The following is a 19412-nucleotide window of genomic DNA, read 5'->3' on the forward strand; positions in this document are numbered from 1 at the left end:
ACTTTGAATTTAGCGTGGCCTAGGCTTCCAGCCTGGGAATCACAGCAAACTTAGTTCTCCTCGTTCGATGCTAACCGATTTGCTTCATGTAATCGGGAACGATTCCGATGAAACATTGGCAGTGGTTACATACCGAGAGGTCTACGCTGACCTCGAGGCTGCATCTTGGACAGGGACGCTGAGGCGGTTGTTGTTTTGCCACAGGCGGCTCGGACAGCGGTGCCAAGTCGCCGAGAATCCGCATCACCCCCGTATCGGAAAGCGTGTCTTTCGGTTGCGGCACGACCACTTCGGCGCGACACTTGGGACATGGCAACGTTCGTCCTCGCAAGTGAGTGCCCGCTTTCAAACGATGGCCAGCATGACATTGAACGTGCACGAATTCCATTTCCGCAACCTTTCTATTGGGGTGTGACAAAAGACAACTCCACGAACGAATGCTTCCGCGGACGACAGTCTGTGGCAGGGTGTCGCTCATCGACTCGACATACCCATAGAACCCCAACGCGAGTCATGGGTTTCGGAGCATTTTTGCCGGAGCATGTTTTGCGGCGTTTTTTAAGTTTGCGCTGTTGCCTTCGGGGGGGCCGCAACGAAGGAAACCCACGCCAGTTCGGCAACTCGGCAAAAGAGTGAACCCACCCCTCTAATAATCAAACCAAACCCCGACGCCGATGTATTCTTCGCGACGAGTAAAAAACTCGTACTGGCTGGTCGGGCCCTCGGCATACTGCAGCCCGACGCGGAATCGACGTTGCGATTCGGGGCCTTGAAAAGCCCAGCCGAATTGAACGGTTGTCGAAACATCATAATTGACCGCCTCGCGAAAATTCAGGTTGACCGCGGCAAACGGGGCTCCGGTTCGAAACGATGTCGCGATCGGCGTGTACTCGAAGCCAGTTTGGTATTGGTAGCGTTTCGCTCCGCCCGACGTTGAAAACGCATTCGCCATTTCACCGTACACTTGAATCGATTCGGTCGCGGCATAGCGCAGTCCGATTACCCATGACTCGGTCACATAGTTGGTTCGCTGAAACAGCGGATTGCGTACCATGTATTCGTCACCGACATGCGAACTGATGTGAAAGTACCCAAACTTCATCGCCCATCGTCCTTCTGCGGCGGTGATCTCGGTACCAAAACGATAGTCCATCGATTCGACATCTTCGGCATGATGCAAATCTAATCGTGTCGCAACGGCACCTTCTAAATCCCACTGCAAACCGCGAGGATCTTTCGCACCGAAGGTTCCATAGCGAATTAGCCCCACTCGGCCCCCGAGCGTCGCATCCCAAAAAACTCCGTTGTCGGTGTCGTTAAAGATCACGGTTGAAATCCGAGGCTCATGCGGTCCCGCCAAATAGGAATGCCACAACAACCCATCGGGCAGCACGTACCAGTCGCGAGCACCGGAGTTGGCGAGGTTGTGGTGATCACGTCCGGCAACATACCTCCATCCGGCCAAATCACCACAGATTGCGTCACACTCGATCTCGGTCCGCTGCAGTACCGAATCGAGCTGATCAATCACGCTGGGAAACTGATTGTAAAAATCGCTTTCCGCGGGGTCACGCAAGCGGACATTTTCATTCGCAAACGACGCAATCGGCAAAAGGGCCAATCCGATGCATCCGCTTACCCACCAAAGCGTCCCAATGGCTATCCGGACCATACTAATGCATTGCTCCGTCATTTCGCATGCCAACCTTTGCATCGGGTGTATCGATCTCACGTCCCATGTAGACACGCTTGTGGATTCCTGTCGCAATTAGCTTGTGGGTCCGAGCGATCGCGTCGCGTGTTTCATCGAGATGTTCTTCGTCGGCGACAACAATTACCTCATGAGACTTTGCCATAAACGCGGCAAACTCACTTTTCCATTCCAGCGGAAAATACACCACCCGCTCCAATGGCAATTGCAGGGAAGCGGCATGAGCGTGTTCGCCATAGAACACGGCCATCGCATCGGGATGCTGCTCTAAGATGCTGGCGGTCTTGCTGTACAACGAGCGTTGCGTTGCCGCCTTGGGAATGAATCGCGCGGTGGTGTACCCCAGTAACAAGATGCCCACGATGGCTGTCCCCGCCCACGCACGACGTGAAAACGCAATCTCTCGATTCCACGCAAGACACGTTCCCAACAACACCATCGTGCAAAGCAAAGCAAACACAATCATGGTCAGGTCGACATGCCCGCCAAGTTTGATCTCGGCCATCACAATCACCCCCCCTGTTACCAGCAGTATTAAGTTGGCGCGTTGGGGAAACGGATTCAAATACGTGGTGATGCCACTGGTCCGCTCGGGCCGCAAGACGGTTTGGTCAAGCATTCCGCCTAGCATCAATGCCATCAACGGAATCGCAGGCAATATATAAGTGGGCAGCTTGCAACTGGCGATCGAAAAGAACAACAAAATCCAAACCGCACTGCAAAACAGGAATCCCAAGTCTTTGGATCTCAGCACACGGTTGGACTCTTTGCGGCTAACCAAATAGACCGCCAACGACGGCAACAACAACGAAGCGGGGAACATCCCAATGAATATCACTGGCAGATAGAACCAAAACGGTTCCTCATGGTTCGATCCTTGGGTGAATCGCTTGAAATTGTGCTCCCAGAAGAAGTAGTCACCAAACTCGGGATTGAACTTCCAAACCGCGACGTACCATGGAACACAAACAATCACGATGGGCAATACAAAAACGACCCAATGCACCAGTCGCGTGCGTGTGTGATCGCGACGCAACCATCCACTGGTAATCAGCGGCGGAACACACAAGACGAACGCCACCGGGCCTTTCGTTAGCACGCCCAGTGCACATGCCACTGCGGAAATCATCCACCATGTCCAACGATGTTCCGTTTCGCGGACTGCGATGTAGCCAGTCAAGAAACAAACGGTCACGAAGAATGCCAACAACGAATCCAGAATCAGAAACCGTCCTGCGATTACAAAACCGCCACTTAACAGCAATACGATGCCGCCCAACCAAGCGGCGCGGCTGCCGAGGATGCGTCGCCCGAGCAGATAGGCGACCAGCACCGTTGCGATCGACGCCAGTACCGAAGGCAACCGCGCCGCCGTTTCGTTGTTGCCAAGCCAGTGTAAACTTGCCGCGGTCAACCAATACATCAGCGGCGGTTTATCCAGATACGCTTGGCCCTCGAGCGTCGGCGTCACCCAGTCACGAGAATCATTCATCTCGATCGCGATTTGCGCGTAACGAGTCTCGTCGGGATCTATCAACGGATAGGACAGATTCGGCAACAACACGACACAGCACGCCAGCGTCAGGATCAGCGCGGCGACCTTTTCTTGTCGTGGTGTCCATTGGCGGACCGACGTTACGTGATCACAGGTGGCGATGGGAAACTGCGTGTCATTCCACCACGCTCGCAAATTGCGTTTGATTCTCTTGACCATGATTCCTATACCGGCGAATAAATCGTTTTTCGCATCATCACGATGCTTAGAAGGACAAAAACAGCATTCGCGATCCAAACGCCACACGCCGCGATTCGACCATCTTTGGCCATATCAAGCGTTAACGCAAAAATCGGATAATAGACCAACAACGTTGGCAAAAAGACGATCCCAAAGGTGGTCATCGTATCGGCCGTCTTCAATCGAATTGCCAACGGCACACCGACCATCGCCAACGCGAAACAGGTAAACCCGCTGGCCCAACGTCGGTGCATCTCGGCATCGAGTCGTTGCAGACGTTTACGTCCTTCGCGGACAGCGTCATGGTGCGCCATTGCAGTCGCGCCGACGATCTCGTGAACACGCCCTGTCAAAATATTGATTCCGGTTTCAACCGCGATTGAACTTTCGCGTCGTACGATCTCTAGAGACTGTTTCGACGACGCGATCGGCAAATCGCTCATCGGCATATGCGATGGATTGGCCGTCAATACGTCGTAGGGTGGTTCGGTGCGTAGAGGGACCGTATGGACAAACGTATCGGGGAAATGAAACGAAGCTTTGCCTTCGATCGTTGCCGTTCCGTCGGTGACGCTTAACGTCAAACCTTTTTCCTCGTCGTTGTAACGCAGCACGGCCGATTTCGCCTCGATCGAAATCGATTCCTGATTCGGTCGACGAATTCCGATCACCGGTTCAACCAAGTTGCGACCGTTGACATCGCGTACCGACAAACTTAAATCGCCGTGCTGAAAACTTCGTTCACGTTGCAGTACGCCATACGCAACGTTTTCGACCGACGACAACACGACATGTTGAATGCCATTAAATCCCCAAGTGAACGCCGTGTTGATCAACCCCACTGTCGCAAGACTCAGTAGCGTGGCGATCCCAATCGCGGGCCAAATCGCCGTGATCGGCGAGACACCTACCGATTGCAGCGTCGTGAATTCGTTGTCCGCCGACATCCGTCCATAGACACAACACACGCTAAATAACGCCGTTCCTGGTACCGCCAACGACAATGCATTGGGCATCGCGTAGGGAAGTAGTCGGAAAACACCAACCACTCCCAATCCCTGCGACAACGCTTCGCGGGCGACACCAATTAGCATCACCATCAACGTCATCACAAAAAGGGACAAACCAAACATCACCAAGATGTCGCGTGCAATACCACGCTGGATCCTCGTTAACATGGGTCTTCCTCGCGGTGTGAAGCGGCGAACGTCCGCCACTCGGTTTGTTCCAACATCTCGATCATCTCGCGAATCGCCAGCACATCTTCGCAGGTGACACCGCAAGAGACTTGCATTGCACTGTTCAAACAGGACGCCGAGAGTTGATCGAACCAATCTCGCACTCCTCTGCCAATCGTCACCGCCAACATGGGAAGCGAGAGGCGAGTTCGCATCCGCATCCTCATCTCGCCACCGATCGGCGTTTGGGTTGGACTCGCTTGGCAATCGTCGTGGGATTGACAACTTCGATCACCTGAGCCTGCCCTCGATTCCCCAGTCGCCTGATCCGTGTCCCAGGCGGAAAGTACCGCTCGAGTTGTTCGCTAGGAATTCGCTTTTCCACCACCAACACGGTCCGCTCGTTTGCCGACACGAGTGATCGCAGTTGGGGGTCGTCCAGTCCGCCAAAGTTGCCAACATCCGATCGATTTAGGTAGAACGGTACGCCCGAGAACTCGTGAGCCACCGTGGCGATCGCAGGATTCGACTGCAACGCAATCTGCTCTGCTAGCGGAGACGCATGGCCAAACAACGTTTCGCCTTGGCTGTACGTCGGTACCCAATGGTGCATCACCATAAAAGCAAGCAGCAATGCAGTGCCCATCGACGCCGGCCAAGCATACCCCGTGTCGTCACGTTTACCGAACAACGTGAACAACGAACAGCACAACAACGCAGCCCAGAGCGTCGCCCACGCATAAATCAAGGACGAGGCATCACCAACATAAACAGCGATGTAAACGACAAATGCGATGCCAACGCCGCAGGTGGTCACCGTCGCCGTTCGGGGCGACCAGAACCGAGCGAACCAGAATGATGCCTTGTCCGCAGATCCGTCCAGCACGTAATCCAAGTAGTGCCCAACCATCAACGCAAACGCCGGAGCGGCGGGCAACAAGTAAGTGGGCAGCTTGCATCGCGACAACGAAAAGAAGACAAAACACCAAACGCTCCACAGCAACAAGTAACCGACCACCGCAGGCCGCTGGTAGCGAGATTCGCCCGATTGGCGAAACAGAAAATGAGCGTAGGGAACCGCCAAAAACGACCACGGATGCCCCGCGACCAACAGTACCGGAACAAAATACCAGATCGGTTGGCGATGAAACCCACCGGCAAAACGCTTCAAGTTGTGTGTGTAGAAAAACTCGGTTAAAAACGAGGCGTCTTGTAACGAAACCGCGATCATCCACGGCACCGCGACTGCAAATGTCACCCCGGCGATCATCCCATAATGCCACCCACGCGGCTTGGCATACGTATCCGACAACCATGCAAACGCAAACACCGGCGGTAGCCACAGAATGAGCGCAACCGGCCCCTTGGTCAGAAACGCCAAACCGCAGAACACACCCGATAACAACCACCAGCTCAATTTCATCTCGCCGCTGCAAATCGCTTCGTAGGCGGTGAATAACGACAGCGAAATAAACAACGTCATCACGCCGTCCAGCAACAAGTATCGACTCGTGAATGCGAATCCAGCGGACAACAGCAATACGACGCCACTAAGCAATCCGATTCGCTTGCCAAATACTCGAGCACCAAACCACATCGTTGACGCAATCGTTGCTAGTGCCGCCAAGGCAGGAACAAGCCTTGCCGCGGTTTCCGTGATCCCAAACAGCTTGAAGCTGATGGCACACAACCAATACACCAGCGGCGGTTTGTCGTAGTAGCTATGGAAGTTCAACTGTGGCAAAACCCAGTTGCCGGTCGCAATCATCTCACGTGGAATCTCGGCGTACCGAGTTTCGTCGCGATCAATCAGCGGATAACCGAGATTCGTTAACATGAAAAATGCCGCGATCAACAACAACCCAACGCTCGCCCAAACGTAGCGACGATCCTGCACTGTGGTCGCCTGCGATTGGTGGGCCGGACTCACCGCGATAGCTGAATCGTCACAAACGGGGAACTGCACTGCGTTCCACCAAAATCGCGCCAGACTGCAGAGGACTTTGGGAATATGCGAGATCGAAACAGTGCTTGTGCCGTCGGTTCGCGGTCGATGCGACACGCCCACTTCAACAATTTTGTACCTAGCCTGTTTTGCACGCGTTAGGATTTCGGAATTGACCAGGAACCCGCTGCCCGAAATTTCGAGCTTCTGAACCACTTCGCGATGAAACATTTTCAGCGCACAATCGACGTCTCGCACTTCGGTACGCAATAGGATCCGTACCATCTGGTTGTAGACGCGTGAATACAGACACCTCAGCGGCGTGTCTTTGCGATCGATTCGGTACCCACACACGATGTCGTAGCGATCGGCAAGCAGCACAAAACGATCCAACTCCGTCAGATCAAATTGACAATCGGCATCCGTAAAGACCACCAAGTCTTTCCTCGCCGCGGCAAAACCACTGCGAATCGAGGCCCCGTAACCTTGGTTCGGATGGTGCTGGAGCAAACGCACGTGAGGGTTCGATTTCGCCGCTTGCTCGACGAGCTCTCCGGTGCCATCGGTGCTGCCATCGTCGACAACAATGATTTCGTAATCGTGGGTCAATTGACGTAAAGCCGAATCGGCTTCGTCAATCGCTCGGCGAATCACTTCACTCTCGTTCCAAGCTGGCAATATGAGCGAGAGCGTGGGGGCGGCCCCCGACCGATCCTTGGCGTACATCCTTGCACTTTCAAATTAGGAGTCATTTGCTGATCCGCGAAGGATAATTGCAAAGCGAAATCCGCAACAACCCCAACTCCTATCTCCTTCGTAGTTAAATATCGAAAACTCTAGTAGTTCAAGAGTTCCGCCCAGGAAATGATAGCAAAGGAAGGTTTTCGCGGGTGGGTTGGGTGAATCCGGTTATCGCGATCGAAGCACGGCGAGTGGGTCGTACTAAATACACCGTAGGGGAGAGTCGATCTGAATAACATGAACGTGTCGGTTGCGTTCCAGCAACCGAATGACTGTGTATCAATCGTCCTGCGACGTGACATGACAACGTCACGCCCGAAAATCGAAGGAAGCCAAGGATGGCAATCCGATTCGAGTGGCAATCAAACCTGTCTGTCCTTGCCGTATTGATCGTCAGCGTCATGCCAGTTGGGTGCAAGTCGCCTCAGCCGTGTTGTGATTCCGATTTGGTTTCTCGCGAGCTGAACTGGCGAACGGGGGGAGGCCCGCAAGGTGTCAAACCGACACATGAAGTCATTCCCGCCAACGTGATCCTCGAAGACGGGCTGAGCGAAGACGAGGCGGTGCAGACGGCGCTTGCCAACAACTCGGCCTTTCAAGCCACTTTGGCTCAGTTAGGGATGGCCCACGGCGATGCAGTCCAAGCAAGTTTGCTGGCAAACCCCTCGCTGCTGGCGTACTTTCCCACCGGTGCCAAGGAAGGGCAGTACACGCTGTATGCTCCGATCGAATCGTACCTGATGCGTCCGATGCGAGTGAAAGTGGCCAACCGAGATTACCGGCGGATTGGCGACCAATTGGTGCAAAATGGTTTGGATCTGGCTCGTGACGTTCGCGTGGCTTATACCGATTTGGCCGTAGCCAACGAACAGGCGGCGCTGGCGCTAGAAGCCTTGGAAATTCGAGAGAGTATTGCTGAATTGACGGACAAGCGGTTCGACGATGGTGACATCAGCGAACTTGAAACGATTGCGGCCCGTGTCGATCAACTCAATGCCACAGCAACGTCGGCTGTCCAGCGGCAAACCGTTGCGATTGCCGAAGCACGATTGGCGACCCTCATCGGGCTCACTTCATTGGACGTCCCGTTGATGCCGCTGCCAATGGACGTGGCTAATGTTCCGATCGTGGATGAAACGAGTTTGATTGCGCAAGCCTTGGCGTGTCGACCTGATTATCAATCGGCAAACTGGACGATTGCAGCGGCATCTCAGCGATCCCGACTCGCGCGGTGGTTGTTTTTGCGAGTCGACGGAGTGCTGGATGTACGCGACGGACCTGGTTACACCCACACCGGCGGTGGATTGCGAGCCGACATTCCTATCTTCAATCGCAATCAAGGCGGAATCATCCGCGCCGATTGGGAAGTCAACGCAGCACAACATGCTCGCGACGCGATTCACGACCAGATCGTTGCGGATGTTCGTACCGCCGCACGACAACTGCAGCAAGCCAACGACAATCTGACGGTTTTAGAACAACAGGTCGCACCGGCTTTGATCGAGGCTTTGGAAATCGCCAGAAAGGGTTTTGCGGGCGGCGGCACCGAGTACCTGTTAGTGCTACAAACGACCACGCAATACCTCGATACCAAAGCCCGAATCTTGGACCAGAAAGCTGCCTACGGGCGTGCCTTGGCGGAGCTTGAGCGTGCGGTGGGGTGCCATTTAGAGGCCGGCGTGGTTGACGTTGCCGAGTTGATCGAAGCCACGTCAATTGAATTTGACGAATCGACACGGTAGTGAGTCCGGCTGAGTGAGACGACTGGAAACAGTGAAATCAGGACGAGCAGGGATGCCGTGCCCCCCGGGGTCGTTGACATCCGTTACATTGATAACGTTCATTCCTCTTTCGGCTTCGACAACGACTTAACTCAACCGATGATGCGAGTTCGGCCCAGGGGTTGTCGACGCGATCGTATTCACCCCAGGAACGCCCATCATGTCGAGTCAATTTCCTGCTTCAAATCAGGGGCCTTATCAAACTCCGGGTCAAGGTGGATTTCAGCCGCCGCCACCTGCTTCGCATCCGCTAAAGATCCCAGCGATCATCTTGATCATCTTGTCGAGTATTTGGTTGTTGTACGGCGTGGTCAATTTCATTTATTCAATGACGACCGGCCTGCCGCCAAATTTGGCCAATCAGGGCAATGTCGCTGCCCAAAAATTTGGTTTCTATGCGGCGATCATTTTGTTGCCGATCATCAATCTTGTCGTCCTATTGGGCAGCATCATGATGCTCAAGCGAAAAGCTTATCCGCTTGCCATGGCGGGGGCGTTTCTGGCGCTGGTTCCGGTTTGCGGCCCCTGTTTCATCTTGGGCATCCCGTTTGGAATCTGGTGTCTGATTCTGCTGTTTCAAGCCGACGTCAAAAATTCGTTTAGCTGAGCAGGTCGAAAATGAATACTGCGCCGTGCCTGTCCAACATTCGCTAGTCGGGATTACGATCGTGTGACACATGTCACCCTGCCGAGGTAGGGTGAAAAACGTTGCACGATCTCGACCCCAGGCGTTGCTGGTAAGGTGCTACTTTTGCAGAGCACCTTGCGTTAGGTCACTTCTGTCAGCAACTCCATGGGAACCGCCATTTCATTTTTGAAGAATCCTTCATTAAGACGCTTGGTCCCTATCACAACCGCATCCAATAACTAAGCTGTTAGTAGCGTGTAGCGGTGAGCGCATCGGAACAAAGTCAGCCGCGTTTTTCCAATGGCAGATTTGCTTCATGTTTCGCTTCGGCTATCCCCACCTTCCCCCAGCGTACGTCGCGACGCTGCTGTTGACTGTAAGCCTGGTGAGTTCAGGTTGCCACCAAGCAGCGGGCGAAAAAAAGGCTGCGACAAAATCCGACGCAGAAAAACCAGCGAAGATTGAAAAGCTGCCTGTCGAAACCGATCTCGCCACGATTACACTGACTGCAGACGCGGATCGTCGATTGGGGATCACGACATCGGCGGTGACCGAACGTGAGATCACTCAGCGTCGGACACTGGGCGGACAAGCCGTCGTGCCATCGGGAAAGAGCATCATTGTCTCGGCCCCTCTGGCTGGCACGGTTTCGGGGGCAGACGGCAAACCGCTTCCCTTCCCCGGCAGTAAAGTCGAACTTGGGCAACCTCTGTTATCGCTGAAACCATTGTTGTCGGCCGAACGTGATGTGCCGACGCCCGCCGAGCAAGTTCAATTGATTAGCGCCCAAGCCAATCTGATGGCGGCACAAACCATTGCCGCAGGGGATGTGGACCGTAGCCAAGCGGAAGTGAACGGGGCGCAAATTGCGTTGGATCGAGCGCAACAATTGTTTGCGGATCGCGCCGGTTCCCGCCGAGCTGTCGACGATGCGGAAGCTCAATTAAATATCGCGACCTCCACGCTCAAAGCCGCGAAAGATCGAAACACACAGCTGATTGATTTGCAAAAGTCGCTCGAATTTAAGTCACCAGAGGCGGCTGCGACTGCGATGTCCGTTACCACTCCGATTTCCGGCTTGGTCAACCGCATCGACGTCAGTGAAGCACAAACCGTGACCGCCGGTGCCGTGCTATTCGAGATCGTGAACCTCGATACGATTTGGATTCGTGTTTCGGTTTACGTCGATCTACTCAGGGATATCCAATCCGAGCAAAACGCTCAACTCGTGTCACTGTCCGGTGACCCGCTACGCGAACCGATCGTTGCCAAACCGATTGCGGCGCCGCCCACGGCCGACGCTCTTTCGTCCTCGGCCGACGTGTATTACGAAGTCGATAACCGACAAATCGGGCTGCGTCCTGGACAACGAATTGGTGTTGAGTTGCCGATGTCGAAGACCCAAACATCGCGGATCGTCCCGGCGGCGTCGCTCATCTATGACATCTATGGAAACGCCTGGGTTTATGTAGAAACGGGCCAGCGGCAATACACGCGTCATCGCGTGGCGGTTCAGTTTGTCGCAGCGGATGAGGCAATTTTGGCCAAAGGGCCTGCGGTTGGTACTCCCGTCGTCGTCGATGGTGCTGCGGAATTGTTCGGTACCGAATTCGGAGCGGGCAAATGAGCATCCAACGACGCAACGCTGGCTCGCTACCGCAACCAAGGTCAGACAACGCATTGAATCCCCAGCAGAGAGTGCAACAGCACGCTGCCGCCCCGCTTTGCTGGGTAATGGGGGCGGCAGTATGAATTGGCTCATTCGAACCTCGCTGCAATTCCGTTTACTAATCATTGTGTTGGCGATTGCATTGATCGTCGTCGGCGTCCGCACATCCGACTCGGTGCCGCTGGACGTGTTTCCCGAATTCGCACCTCCGCTGGTCGAAATTCAAACCGAAGCTCCCGGGATTGCCACCGAGGATGTCGAGAGCCTAATCACCGTCCCGATCGAAAACTCGGTTAACGGCATCCCGTTTGTGCAAACCGTCCGCTCCAAATCAGTGTTGGGTCTATCGAGCGTCCGGCTGATCTTCGAGTCAGGGACCGACCTATTGATTGCCCGTCAATTGGTTCAAGAGCGACTCGCTCTGGTTTCACAGCAACTGCCAATGGTGGCCAAGCCGCCGGTCATCTTGCCGCCACTCTCGTCGCTTAGCCGCTGCTTGAAGATCGGGTTGTGGTCCGATACGCAGTCGCAAATGGATATGACCGTGCTGACGCGATGGACCATCCGGCCACGGTTGATGTCGATCGCCGGGGTGGCAAACATCGCGGTGTGGGGCGAGAAAGAACCGCAATTGCAAGTCATTGTCGAACCGGACCGACTGCGGGCCAGCGGAATCACACTTGATGCCGTGTTACAGACGGTTCGCGATGCCACCGCAGTGGGCGCCGGCGGTTTCGTCGACACCGCTAACCAACGACTGGCGCTGCGTCACGTTCCGGCCGTCTATACACCCGAGCAACTCGGTGAAATCGTGATCGGATTTCGTACCGCGACATCGCCCGCTGCCCCCGCAACGACTTCTCCCACGCCGACTCGGGTTACGGCGTTGCCGACGACCCCACTGCGGATCAAGGATGTTGCCGAAGTAAGTTATGACTACGCGCCTCCGATCGGCAACGCGATCATCAACAGCCGCGCAGGCTTGTTATTGATTGTCGAAAAGCAGCCTTGGGCCAACACGCTGGACGTGACCAAGAACGTCGAAAAAGCGATGGCAGAGCTAAAACCTGCGATGGGCAAAGTGGAATACGACACGACGATCTTTCGCCCGGCGACGTTTATTGAACGAGCATTGGCTAACCTCGGCCATTCGATGCTGGTCGGATGTGTGCTGGTCGTCATCGTGCTGTTGTTGTTTCTATTTGACTGGCGATGCGCGATCATCAGTGCCACGGCGATCCCGCTGTCGCTGCTAGCCGCCGTGATGGTGCTGTATTGGCGTGGCGGCACCGTCAATACGATGGTGCTGGCTGGATTGGTGATCGCGTTAGGCGAAGTCGTTGACGATGCGATCATCGACGTTGAGAACATCATGCGTCGATTGCGACTGAACGCGTTGCTGGATAAACCTCGCTCGACCTTTGAAGTGGTCTTCGACGCTTCGATGGAAGTCCGCAGCGCGGTCGTGTACGCAACCGTGATCGTTGTTTTGGCGTTTCTTCCCGTTTTCTTTTTAACGGGACTGGCGGGAGCGTTTTTCCGCCCGCTCGCCGCTGCCTATATCCTCGCGATCTTGGCATCGTTGTTGGTTGCACTCACAGTCACGCCAGCAATGTCGCTGATCTTGCTGCCTAAATCGGCTCAGCGGCGCTCGGTCGACGGTCCGCTGGTTCGATTGTTCAAATCGCTGTACCGCACAACTTTGGGGATCACGGTTCGCTTGAAGTGGGGGACGCTCGCGGTTGCCGCGTTAATCTTCCTTGCCCTTGTTTCGATCATCCCGGGACTGGGTGAGCAATTGATGCCGAAGTTTCGCGAGACCGATTTCCTGATGCACTGGGTCGAAAAACCTGGCATCGGGATCGATGCGATGGATCGGATTACATTGCGAGCGAGCGAAGAGTTGATGGGCGTTGACGGAGTTCGCAATTTTGGATCTCACATTGGCCGAGCCACGGTGGCCGATGAAGTGGTCGGCCCCAACTTTACTGAACTTTGGATCAGCATTGATGACGACAAAGACTACGACACCACTGTCAACAAGGTGCAAGCGATCGTCGACGGATACCCAGGGCTGTATCGTGACTTGTTGACGTATTTGACCGAAAGGATCAAGGAGGTGCTCACTGGCACCAGTGCTTCGATCGTCGTGCGAGTCTATGGTCCCGATCTGGATCAGTTGCGTTCCACCGCGGCGGAGATCGAAGCACTGATCAAGCCGATCGCGGGAGTCACAACACTGAAGATTGAACCGCAAGTCTTAGTGCCTCAAATCGCCATCGATTTGCGAGTCGACGCCGCTTCGGAATTCGGTCTGACGCCAGGCATGTTAATGCAAAGTGTCAACACGCTGGTCAACGGCACGCAAGTCGGTGAGATGTATCGCGACCAAGCGATCTTTCCAGTCGTGGTTCGCGGCAACGATAATTTGCTTACCGATTGGGCGACACTCGGCAACATGATGATCGACACGCCGTCGGGAGCCCAGATACCATTGAAAAGTCTAGCGAGTGTCACGATTGTCCCCGCCCCCAACGAAATCAAACGCGAAGGAGCCTCGCGGCGATTGGACGTCACATGTAATGTCGAGGGGCGTGACTTGGCATCCGTGGCAACCGACATCGAAGCAGCGGTGCGAGAAGGGGTGTCGTTCAAAACGGGTTACCACCCTGAATTTTTGGGCGAATACGCCGAAGCCAAAGCATCGCGACAACGCTTGCTGTTGCTTTCGCTCGGTTCGATCTTGGCGATCACCGTGATTTTGTACATCGACTTTGAAAGTTGGCGACTTGTCTTGCTGATCTTGCTCGCGTTACCACTCGCACTCGCCAGCGGATTGTTGGGCGTCGTCATCAGCGGCGGCATCATCTCGCTCGGTTCACTGGTAGGCTTTGTCACTGTTCTGGGAATCGCCGCACGCAATGCGATCATGTTGATCAGTCACTACCGTCACCTAGCTGCGGAGGAACCCGACATCACACACCGCGAACTGATCATGCGAGGCGCCGAAGAACGATTGTCACCAATTTTGATGACAGCGTTGACCACGGGGCTGGCGTTATTGCCGCTGGTCATCACCGGCGAACTGCCAGGCCAAGAGATTGAGCATCCGATGGCGCTGGTGATTTTGACTGGGTTGGTGGGTGCCACGCTCGTCAATTTGCTGGTGTTGCCAGTGATGTACGGATTGTTTGCCCCGCGGCCGCGTACAGTGACGATTGACGCATAGAGGTTGGACGCGAGTCCGCGCTGTTCAATCGTATGAAGTTGTAGTGTTTTTTCGGTCTCGCAAACTTTTTCACCGCACCACTAACAAAATCGTCCACGCCTTTCTCAATCCGCTTCCTGTTTCAGTTTGCGGTAGATCGTTTTACGGTCCAGCCCCAGGATCCGAGCCGCCTGAGTCTGGTTGCCTCCGACGGCGTCCATGACATGGTTGATGTACCGCCGCTGAATCTCTTCCATCGAAACCAATTCCGCAGGATCAAAACCACCAAAAATCAAAGTGCCGCCTTTGAAATTCCGGATCTTCTCGGGCAGATCTTCGACGGTCACTTTATCGTAACGCGTCAACGCGATCGCTCGCTCCATCACGTTTCGCAGTTCACGCACGTTGCCAGGCCACGAATAGCTGAGCAATTTTTCGGCGACCCCCTCGGCCAACCCATCGACCGGTTTGTTCTCGCTGTTGGCGAATCGCTGGCGAAAATGCTCGGCCAATCGCAGGATGTCGGCACCGCGCGAACGCAGTGGTGGCAATTCGATTCCAATCACATTGATTCGGTAAAACAGATCTTCGCGAAAACGTCCTTCATCCACCGCCGTTTCCAGGTCCCGATTTGTTGCGGTCAACACCCGCACGTCAAACGACATCTCTTTGTCGCTTCCAACCGGTCGCACTTTGCGTTCTTCCAGTGCTCGCAATAGTTTGACCTGCATGGTCATTGGCATCTCGCCCATCTCGTCAAGCAGCAACGTCCCGCCATCAGCTTCCAAAAATAATCCGCGTCGTTCGCCGCGAGCATCCGTAAACGCTCCCTTGACATGCCCGAACAACTCACTTTCCAGCAACGTTTCGGTCAGTGCCGCGCAATTCACCGCGACAAACGGCTTGTTCGATCGGCGACTATTCGCGTGGATCGATCGGGCCACCAATTCTTTACCAGTACCACTCTCGCCCGTGATCAATACCGCCGCATCGGAACTGGCGACCTGATGCAAATGATCGTACAACGATTGCATCGCGGGGCTTTGCCCAAGCACTTCGCCAAACGAAGTCGCCTGGTTTTGCGAGGACTCGAGTAAACGAACTTGTTCCGATAACCGTCGATGTTCGATTGCGCGTTTGATCGAAAGTGACAACAAGTCCATTTCGATCGGTTTGGTGATAAAGTCGTAAGCTCCGCTGCGCATTGCCGCGATCGCTGTTTCGAGCGTTCCAAACGCGGTCATCACGATCACGGGGATGTCCGGACGAAGCTGAGTCAGTTGTTCGCACAACTGCAGACCTGTGGTTCCAGGCATGCGAACATCCGTCAATACCACGTCGTAATCACGTTGATGAATCGCCTCGATCGCTTCGCCTGCCGATGTAAACCAATCACTCTGTATCCCACGAAGACGCAGATCGGTTTGAATCAGCTCGCACATATTACGCTCGTCATCCACGATCAGGACGCGAGTCGAATCGCTGGGATTTGTCATCATTCCATACTTAGTTTGAGTAACTAAACGTCATGTTCACCAAGCCTCGTAGTGGATCTTGCCAAAGATCGTTCATTCGGGATTTTTAACGGCGTGTCGATATAGAACCTATCCTAAAACCGATATGGAGCGATCATTGCCGATCCCGTCGTAGCGAAATTCGTCAAGAATTCCGGCCCTGAAAGTGTGTGGTCGAAAGTCTCGACGACTTCCGCTACCGGTTCGTGTGACGCGGAAAACACACGCGAAACGTGGTTCCTTGGCCTTGTTTGCTGTCCACCGTGATGTCGCCACCATGTTCACGCACGATACCATAGGCAATCGACAACCCAAGCCCCGTCCCTTCGCCAACGTCTTTGGTCGTATAAAAAGGCTCGAACACTTGGTTCAAATTTTCGGCTCGAATGCCCACGCCGGTGTCTCGCACATCGACCCACACGCGGTCGGTATCCTCGTCGCTGCCGAGTGACACAGTCACCGTACCGCCGTTCGGCATCGCAGCGATCGCGTTACTGATCAAATTTGTCAACACTTGTTGGACTTGCGCCGCATCTCCATCGATTTCCATCAGCGTGTCGGTCGACTCGAACACCAACTCGGCTTCCGATTTGCGGACCAAGGGACGCATCAGATCGCAAGTCCGCGAGACAATCTCACGCAGTTCGATCACGCCATGTGGCGACGGGGTTTGTCGAGCAAAATCGAGCAATTGGCGGATGATCGTGGTCATCCGTTCCGATTCGCTCTTGATCGTCTGCGCACTTGATACCACTTCCTCGGGCGACAACTTACCGCTGGCGATTAATCCCGCACGTCCCGACACCACATTTAGAGGTGTCCCCAGTTCATGTGCCACCCCGGCCGCAAGCGTGCCAATCGTCCCCAATCGGTCCGTATGCCGGATGGTATCCCGCTGCGCACTTAGCCGGTGACTCATCTGGCTAATCGCGGCAGCAAGTCGTCCCAGTTCATCGTGGCATGTCAGTGCTGGCGGTTGATCAAGTTTGCCTTCGCCAATCTGGTTGACCTGTTCAATCAGTTTATCCAGTGGTTTGCCGACCAACTGAACGCCGCCCCAATAAATCACCAGCGCCGACAATCCAGCAACCCCCAGTAACGACAGCAGCGACGCATACACGGAATCGCGAACAAAGGAATCCTGTTCTGAAATTGGCTGAGACACCTCGACGGTGCCCATTTTCTTGCCATCGACGTTTAGCGGAACGTACGAATAAGCGGTGCGAGTTCCATTGGCGTCGGTGACCGAAACACTGGACATCGATCTCGCAACCGTTTGCTGCTCGGCTGACGGAACCTCTTGCCCATCGATCCACCGCATCCGTGGTCCGCCCCGTTGTTCCATCGTCACTTCAACCGCTTGCCGAAACGTAACGCGTGAATTGCTGCCCGCGACCGAGTCGATTGCGGACTGCATTGTTTCGACCAACTCGTGGGCGTGAGCTTCACGCTGCTGCCGCTGCCATGCGTGTTGACGCTGAACCGTTTGCCAGGCGAACAACGAAACAACCGCAAAAACTCCTACCAAAAAGATCAGGATCAATTTCGCTGCAAGTTTCATAAAAAATGCTTCCCAAAGACAAACGCGACCAACGTCGATTGTAAGTCAGACGTTGGCCGCAGTCAGTAGCCGTAGCATAGGCTTCTAGCCTGTGATATTCCGCTGATCCTTAATTCCGAACCACCACAAATCGCGAACCCTGCTCGCTTCGAACCAACAACAGCACCGAGCCGTCGGTGTCTTCGGCAACGCGTTTCTCGAACTCATTAGCGTTTGCGACATCGTGACGATTCACTTGGACAATCACCATTCCAGGTTCCAATCCCGAATCTGCCGCGGCACTGCCTTCCTGGACCCGAGTGACAACGACACCTTTTTGCGAATCCATTCCTAATTGCTCAGCCACATCGGCAGACAACTCGCTGATCTCCAGCCCAAGCGACTGCATCTTCACACCGTCGCTCTTTTCGGCCGACTTCGTGCTCGCCCCGAACTGATTGGGGGCAACTTCGGCTTCGTACGACAATTCGATCGACTTGCCATCACGCACCACGTCCACGGTCAATGTTTCGCCGATCGGAGATCGTTCGACCGCCAACTGCAATTGCTGAGGCGTGGTGACATGGATCCCATCAAAGTTGACAATCACGTCGCCGGTTTTCAGTCCCGACTTCGCCGCAGGTGTTTTCGGGAACACATTTGTCACGACCACACCGCTTTTCGGAGCCACGCCAAGCTGGGTGCTCAATTCGTAATTCACCGGCTGGATGCTGACCCCCAAATAAGACCGTTTGACTTGTCCATGGCTGACCAATTGATCGCTGACCCAGTGGGCGAGGTTCGATGGGACGGCAAATCCGACGCCATTGTTGCCGCCTCCGCGAGAGGAAATCGCTGTATTAATCCCGATCACTTCACCACGCAGATTCACCAGCGGTCCACCACTGTTTCCTGGGTTGATCGCGGCGTCAGTTTGAATGAAGTTTTCACGATCGGTGATCCCGATGCCCCGATTCTTGGCACTTACGATCCCGGCGGTGACGGTGCTTTCCAGTCCAAAGGGTTGGCCAAGTGCGACAACCCAATCGCCTACCTCCATCGCCTCGCTGTCACCAATCTTGGCAGCCACCAAGCTCGAGTCTCCTTCGAATTTCACCACCGCGATATCGGTTTGCGGATCGGTCAACACCTCCGTCGCAACAAACTCACGACCGTCTTGCGTTTTGATGATCACCGTCCCGCCACCTTCGACGACATGGTTATTCGTCAATACAATCCCGGCTGAGTCAATGATCACGCCCGAGCCAATGCCGCCTTGCGATCGAGGCGATTGCCGCGGCGTCATCGGACCAGGGGTTTGTCCTCCGCGTTGGCCGAACTCTTGATTTCGAAACATGTCTTCAAACGGAGTTCCCTTGAAGGGATTCTCTTGACCAAGCGATTGTCCACGATCGGGCACAGGCTGTTTGGCCGATTGCCATGACGTGTCGGGACGATTTTCGATGGCGACGACCGAGGGCAGAACGTGAGTCGCGACATCACGAAACGCATCGCTCAACGCATTCGCGACGCCGATCGATTCACTTCGTAGCACCGGGGCGGTGGCAACCGACGTTTCGGTTTTGACGTGCGTCGCCGGTGCAGCGGCGATCAACGCCCCCGTCGCAGCCACGGTCAGCGGAGCGGCCAATAATGCAGCACGCAATTTGGAACGTTTTGAAAGAGGACGATTCATAATGTAATCCTTTAGCGAAGGGTGAGATCAATCTTGAGTGATGTCGCGAGCCCCCGCATCATTGCG

The 19412-nt window shown here is 54.7% G+C and carries 13 protein-coding genes; 4 read left to right on the plus strand and 9 right to left on the minus strand.

The features are described from left to right. Positions 1 to 70: 70 nt before the first annotated feature. The 6 genes from ABD971_RS20095 to ABD971_RS20120 form a co-directional block, all read right to left on the minus strand. Entirely contained in the window at positions 71 to 388 is a 318-nt protein-coding gene (locus ABD971_RS20095) for an ATP-binding protein (RefSeq protein WP_345325001.1), read from the minus strand. A gap of 258 nt (positions 389 to 646) precedes the next feature. After that, a complete protein-coding gene (locus ABD971_RS20100) occupies positions 647 to 1672 on the minus strand; it encodes a DUF1207 domain-containing protein (RefSeq protein ID WP_345325003.1) in 1026 nt (341 codons plus the stop codon). 1 nt (position 1673) lies between these two features. Then, positions 1674 to 3425 carry an ArnT family glycosyltransferase gene (locus ABD971_RS20105; protein ID WP_345325005.1) on the minus strand — a complete coding sequence of 584 codons (1752 nt, stop codon included), beginning with the start codon at positions 3423 to 3425 and terminating at the stop codon, positions 1674 to 1676. A 5-nt stretch (positions 3426 to 3430) separates the two neighbouring features. After that, the gene (locus tag ABD971_RS20110) at positions 3431 to 4624 is read right to left on the minus strand and encodes an LptF/LptG family permease (RefSeq protein WP_345325007.1); all 1194 of its coding nucleotides are present in this window, start codon (positions 4622 to 4624) and stop codon (positions 3431 to 3433) included. Next, positions 4618 to 4839, minus strand: coding sequence for a hypothetical protein (locus ABD971_RS20115; RefSeq protein WP_345325009.1), 222 nt, complete (start codon positions 4837 to 4839; stop codon positions 4618 to 4620). Before ABD971_RS20115 ends, ABD971_RS20110 begins: the two co-directional genes overlap by 7 nt. A gap of 8 nt (positions 4840 to 4847) precedes the next feature. Further along, on the minus strand, positions 4848 to 7295 hold the full coding sequence (locus ABD971_RS20120) for a glycosyltransferase (RefSeq protein ID WP_345325011.1): 2448 nt from the start codon (positions 7293 to 7295) through the stop codon (positions 4848 to 4850). Positions 7296 to 7648: 353 nt separating this feature from the next. Here ABD971_RS20120 and ABD971_RS20125 point away from each other — a divergent pair, with 353 nt between their 5' ends. The 4 genes from ABD971_RS20125 to ABD971_RS20140 all read left to right on the plus strand — a co-directional run bounded on the left by ABD971_RS20125 (position 7649) and on the right by ABD971_RS20140 (position 14617). Continuing rightward, complete coding sequence (locus tag ABD971_RS20125) at positions 7649 to 9052, plus strand: TolC family protein (RefSeq protein WP_345325013.1); 1404 nt, start codon at positions 7649 to 7651, stop codon at positions 9050 to 9052. Between the two features lie 199 nt (positions 9053 to 9251). Next, entirely contained in the window at positions 9252 to 9698 is a 447-nt protein-coding gene (locus ABD971_RS20130; RefSeq protein ID WP_339942050.1) for a hypothetical protein, read from the plus strand. A gap of 337 nt (positions 9699 to 10035) precedes the next feature. After that, positions 10036 to 11346: an efflux RND transporter periplasmic adaptor subunit gene (locus tag ABD971_RS20135; protein ID WP_345325016.1), complete on the plus strand. Its 1311-nt coding sequence runs from the start codon at positions 10036 to 10038 to the stop codon at positions 11344 to 11346. Positions 11347 to 11467: 121 nt separating this feature from the next. Beyond that, positions 11468 to 14617, plus strand: a complete 3150-nt coding sequence (locus ABD971_RS20140) for an efflux RND transporter permease subunit (protein ID WP_345325018.1) — start codon at positions 11468 to 11470, stop codon at positions 14615 to 14617. Positions 14618 to 14721: 104 nt separating this feature from the next. On the opposite strand, the gene ABD971_RS20145 is transcribed toward ABD971_RS20140, so the two are convergent. The 3 genes from ABD971_RS20145 to ABD971_RS20155 all read right to left on the minus strand — a co-directional run bounded on the left by ABD971_RS20145 (position 14722) and on the right by ABD971_RS20155 (position 19346). Then, on the minus strand, positions 14722 to 16092 hold the full coding sequence (locus ABD971_RS20145) for a sigma-54-dependent transcriptional regulator (RefSeq protein WP_345325020.1): 1371 nt from the start codon (positions 16090 to 16092) through the stop codon (positions 14722 to 14724). 214 nt (positions 16093 to 16306) lie between these two features. After that, complete coding sequence (locus ABD971_RS20150; RefSeq protein WP_345325022.1) at positions 16307 to 17671, minus strand: ATP-binding protein; 1365 nt, start codon at positions 17669 to 17671, stop codon at positions 16307 to 16309. Between the two features lie 109 nt (positions 17672 to 17780). Next, a complete protein-coding gene (locus tag ABD971_RS20155) occupies positions 17781 to 19346 on the minus strand; it encodes a Do family serine endopeptidase (protein ID WP_345325024.1) in 1566 nt (521 codons plus the stop codon). Positions 19347 to 19412 lie beyond the last annotated feature (66 nt).

Origin of the sequence: Novipirellula rosea (genome assembly GCF_039541335.1) — a bacterium.
Taxonomy (GTDB): Bacteria; Planctomycetota; Planctomycetia; order Pirellulales; family Pirellulaceae; genus Novipirellula; species Novipirellula rosea.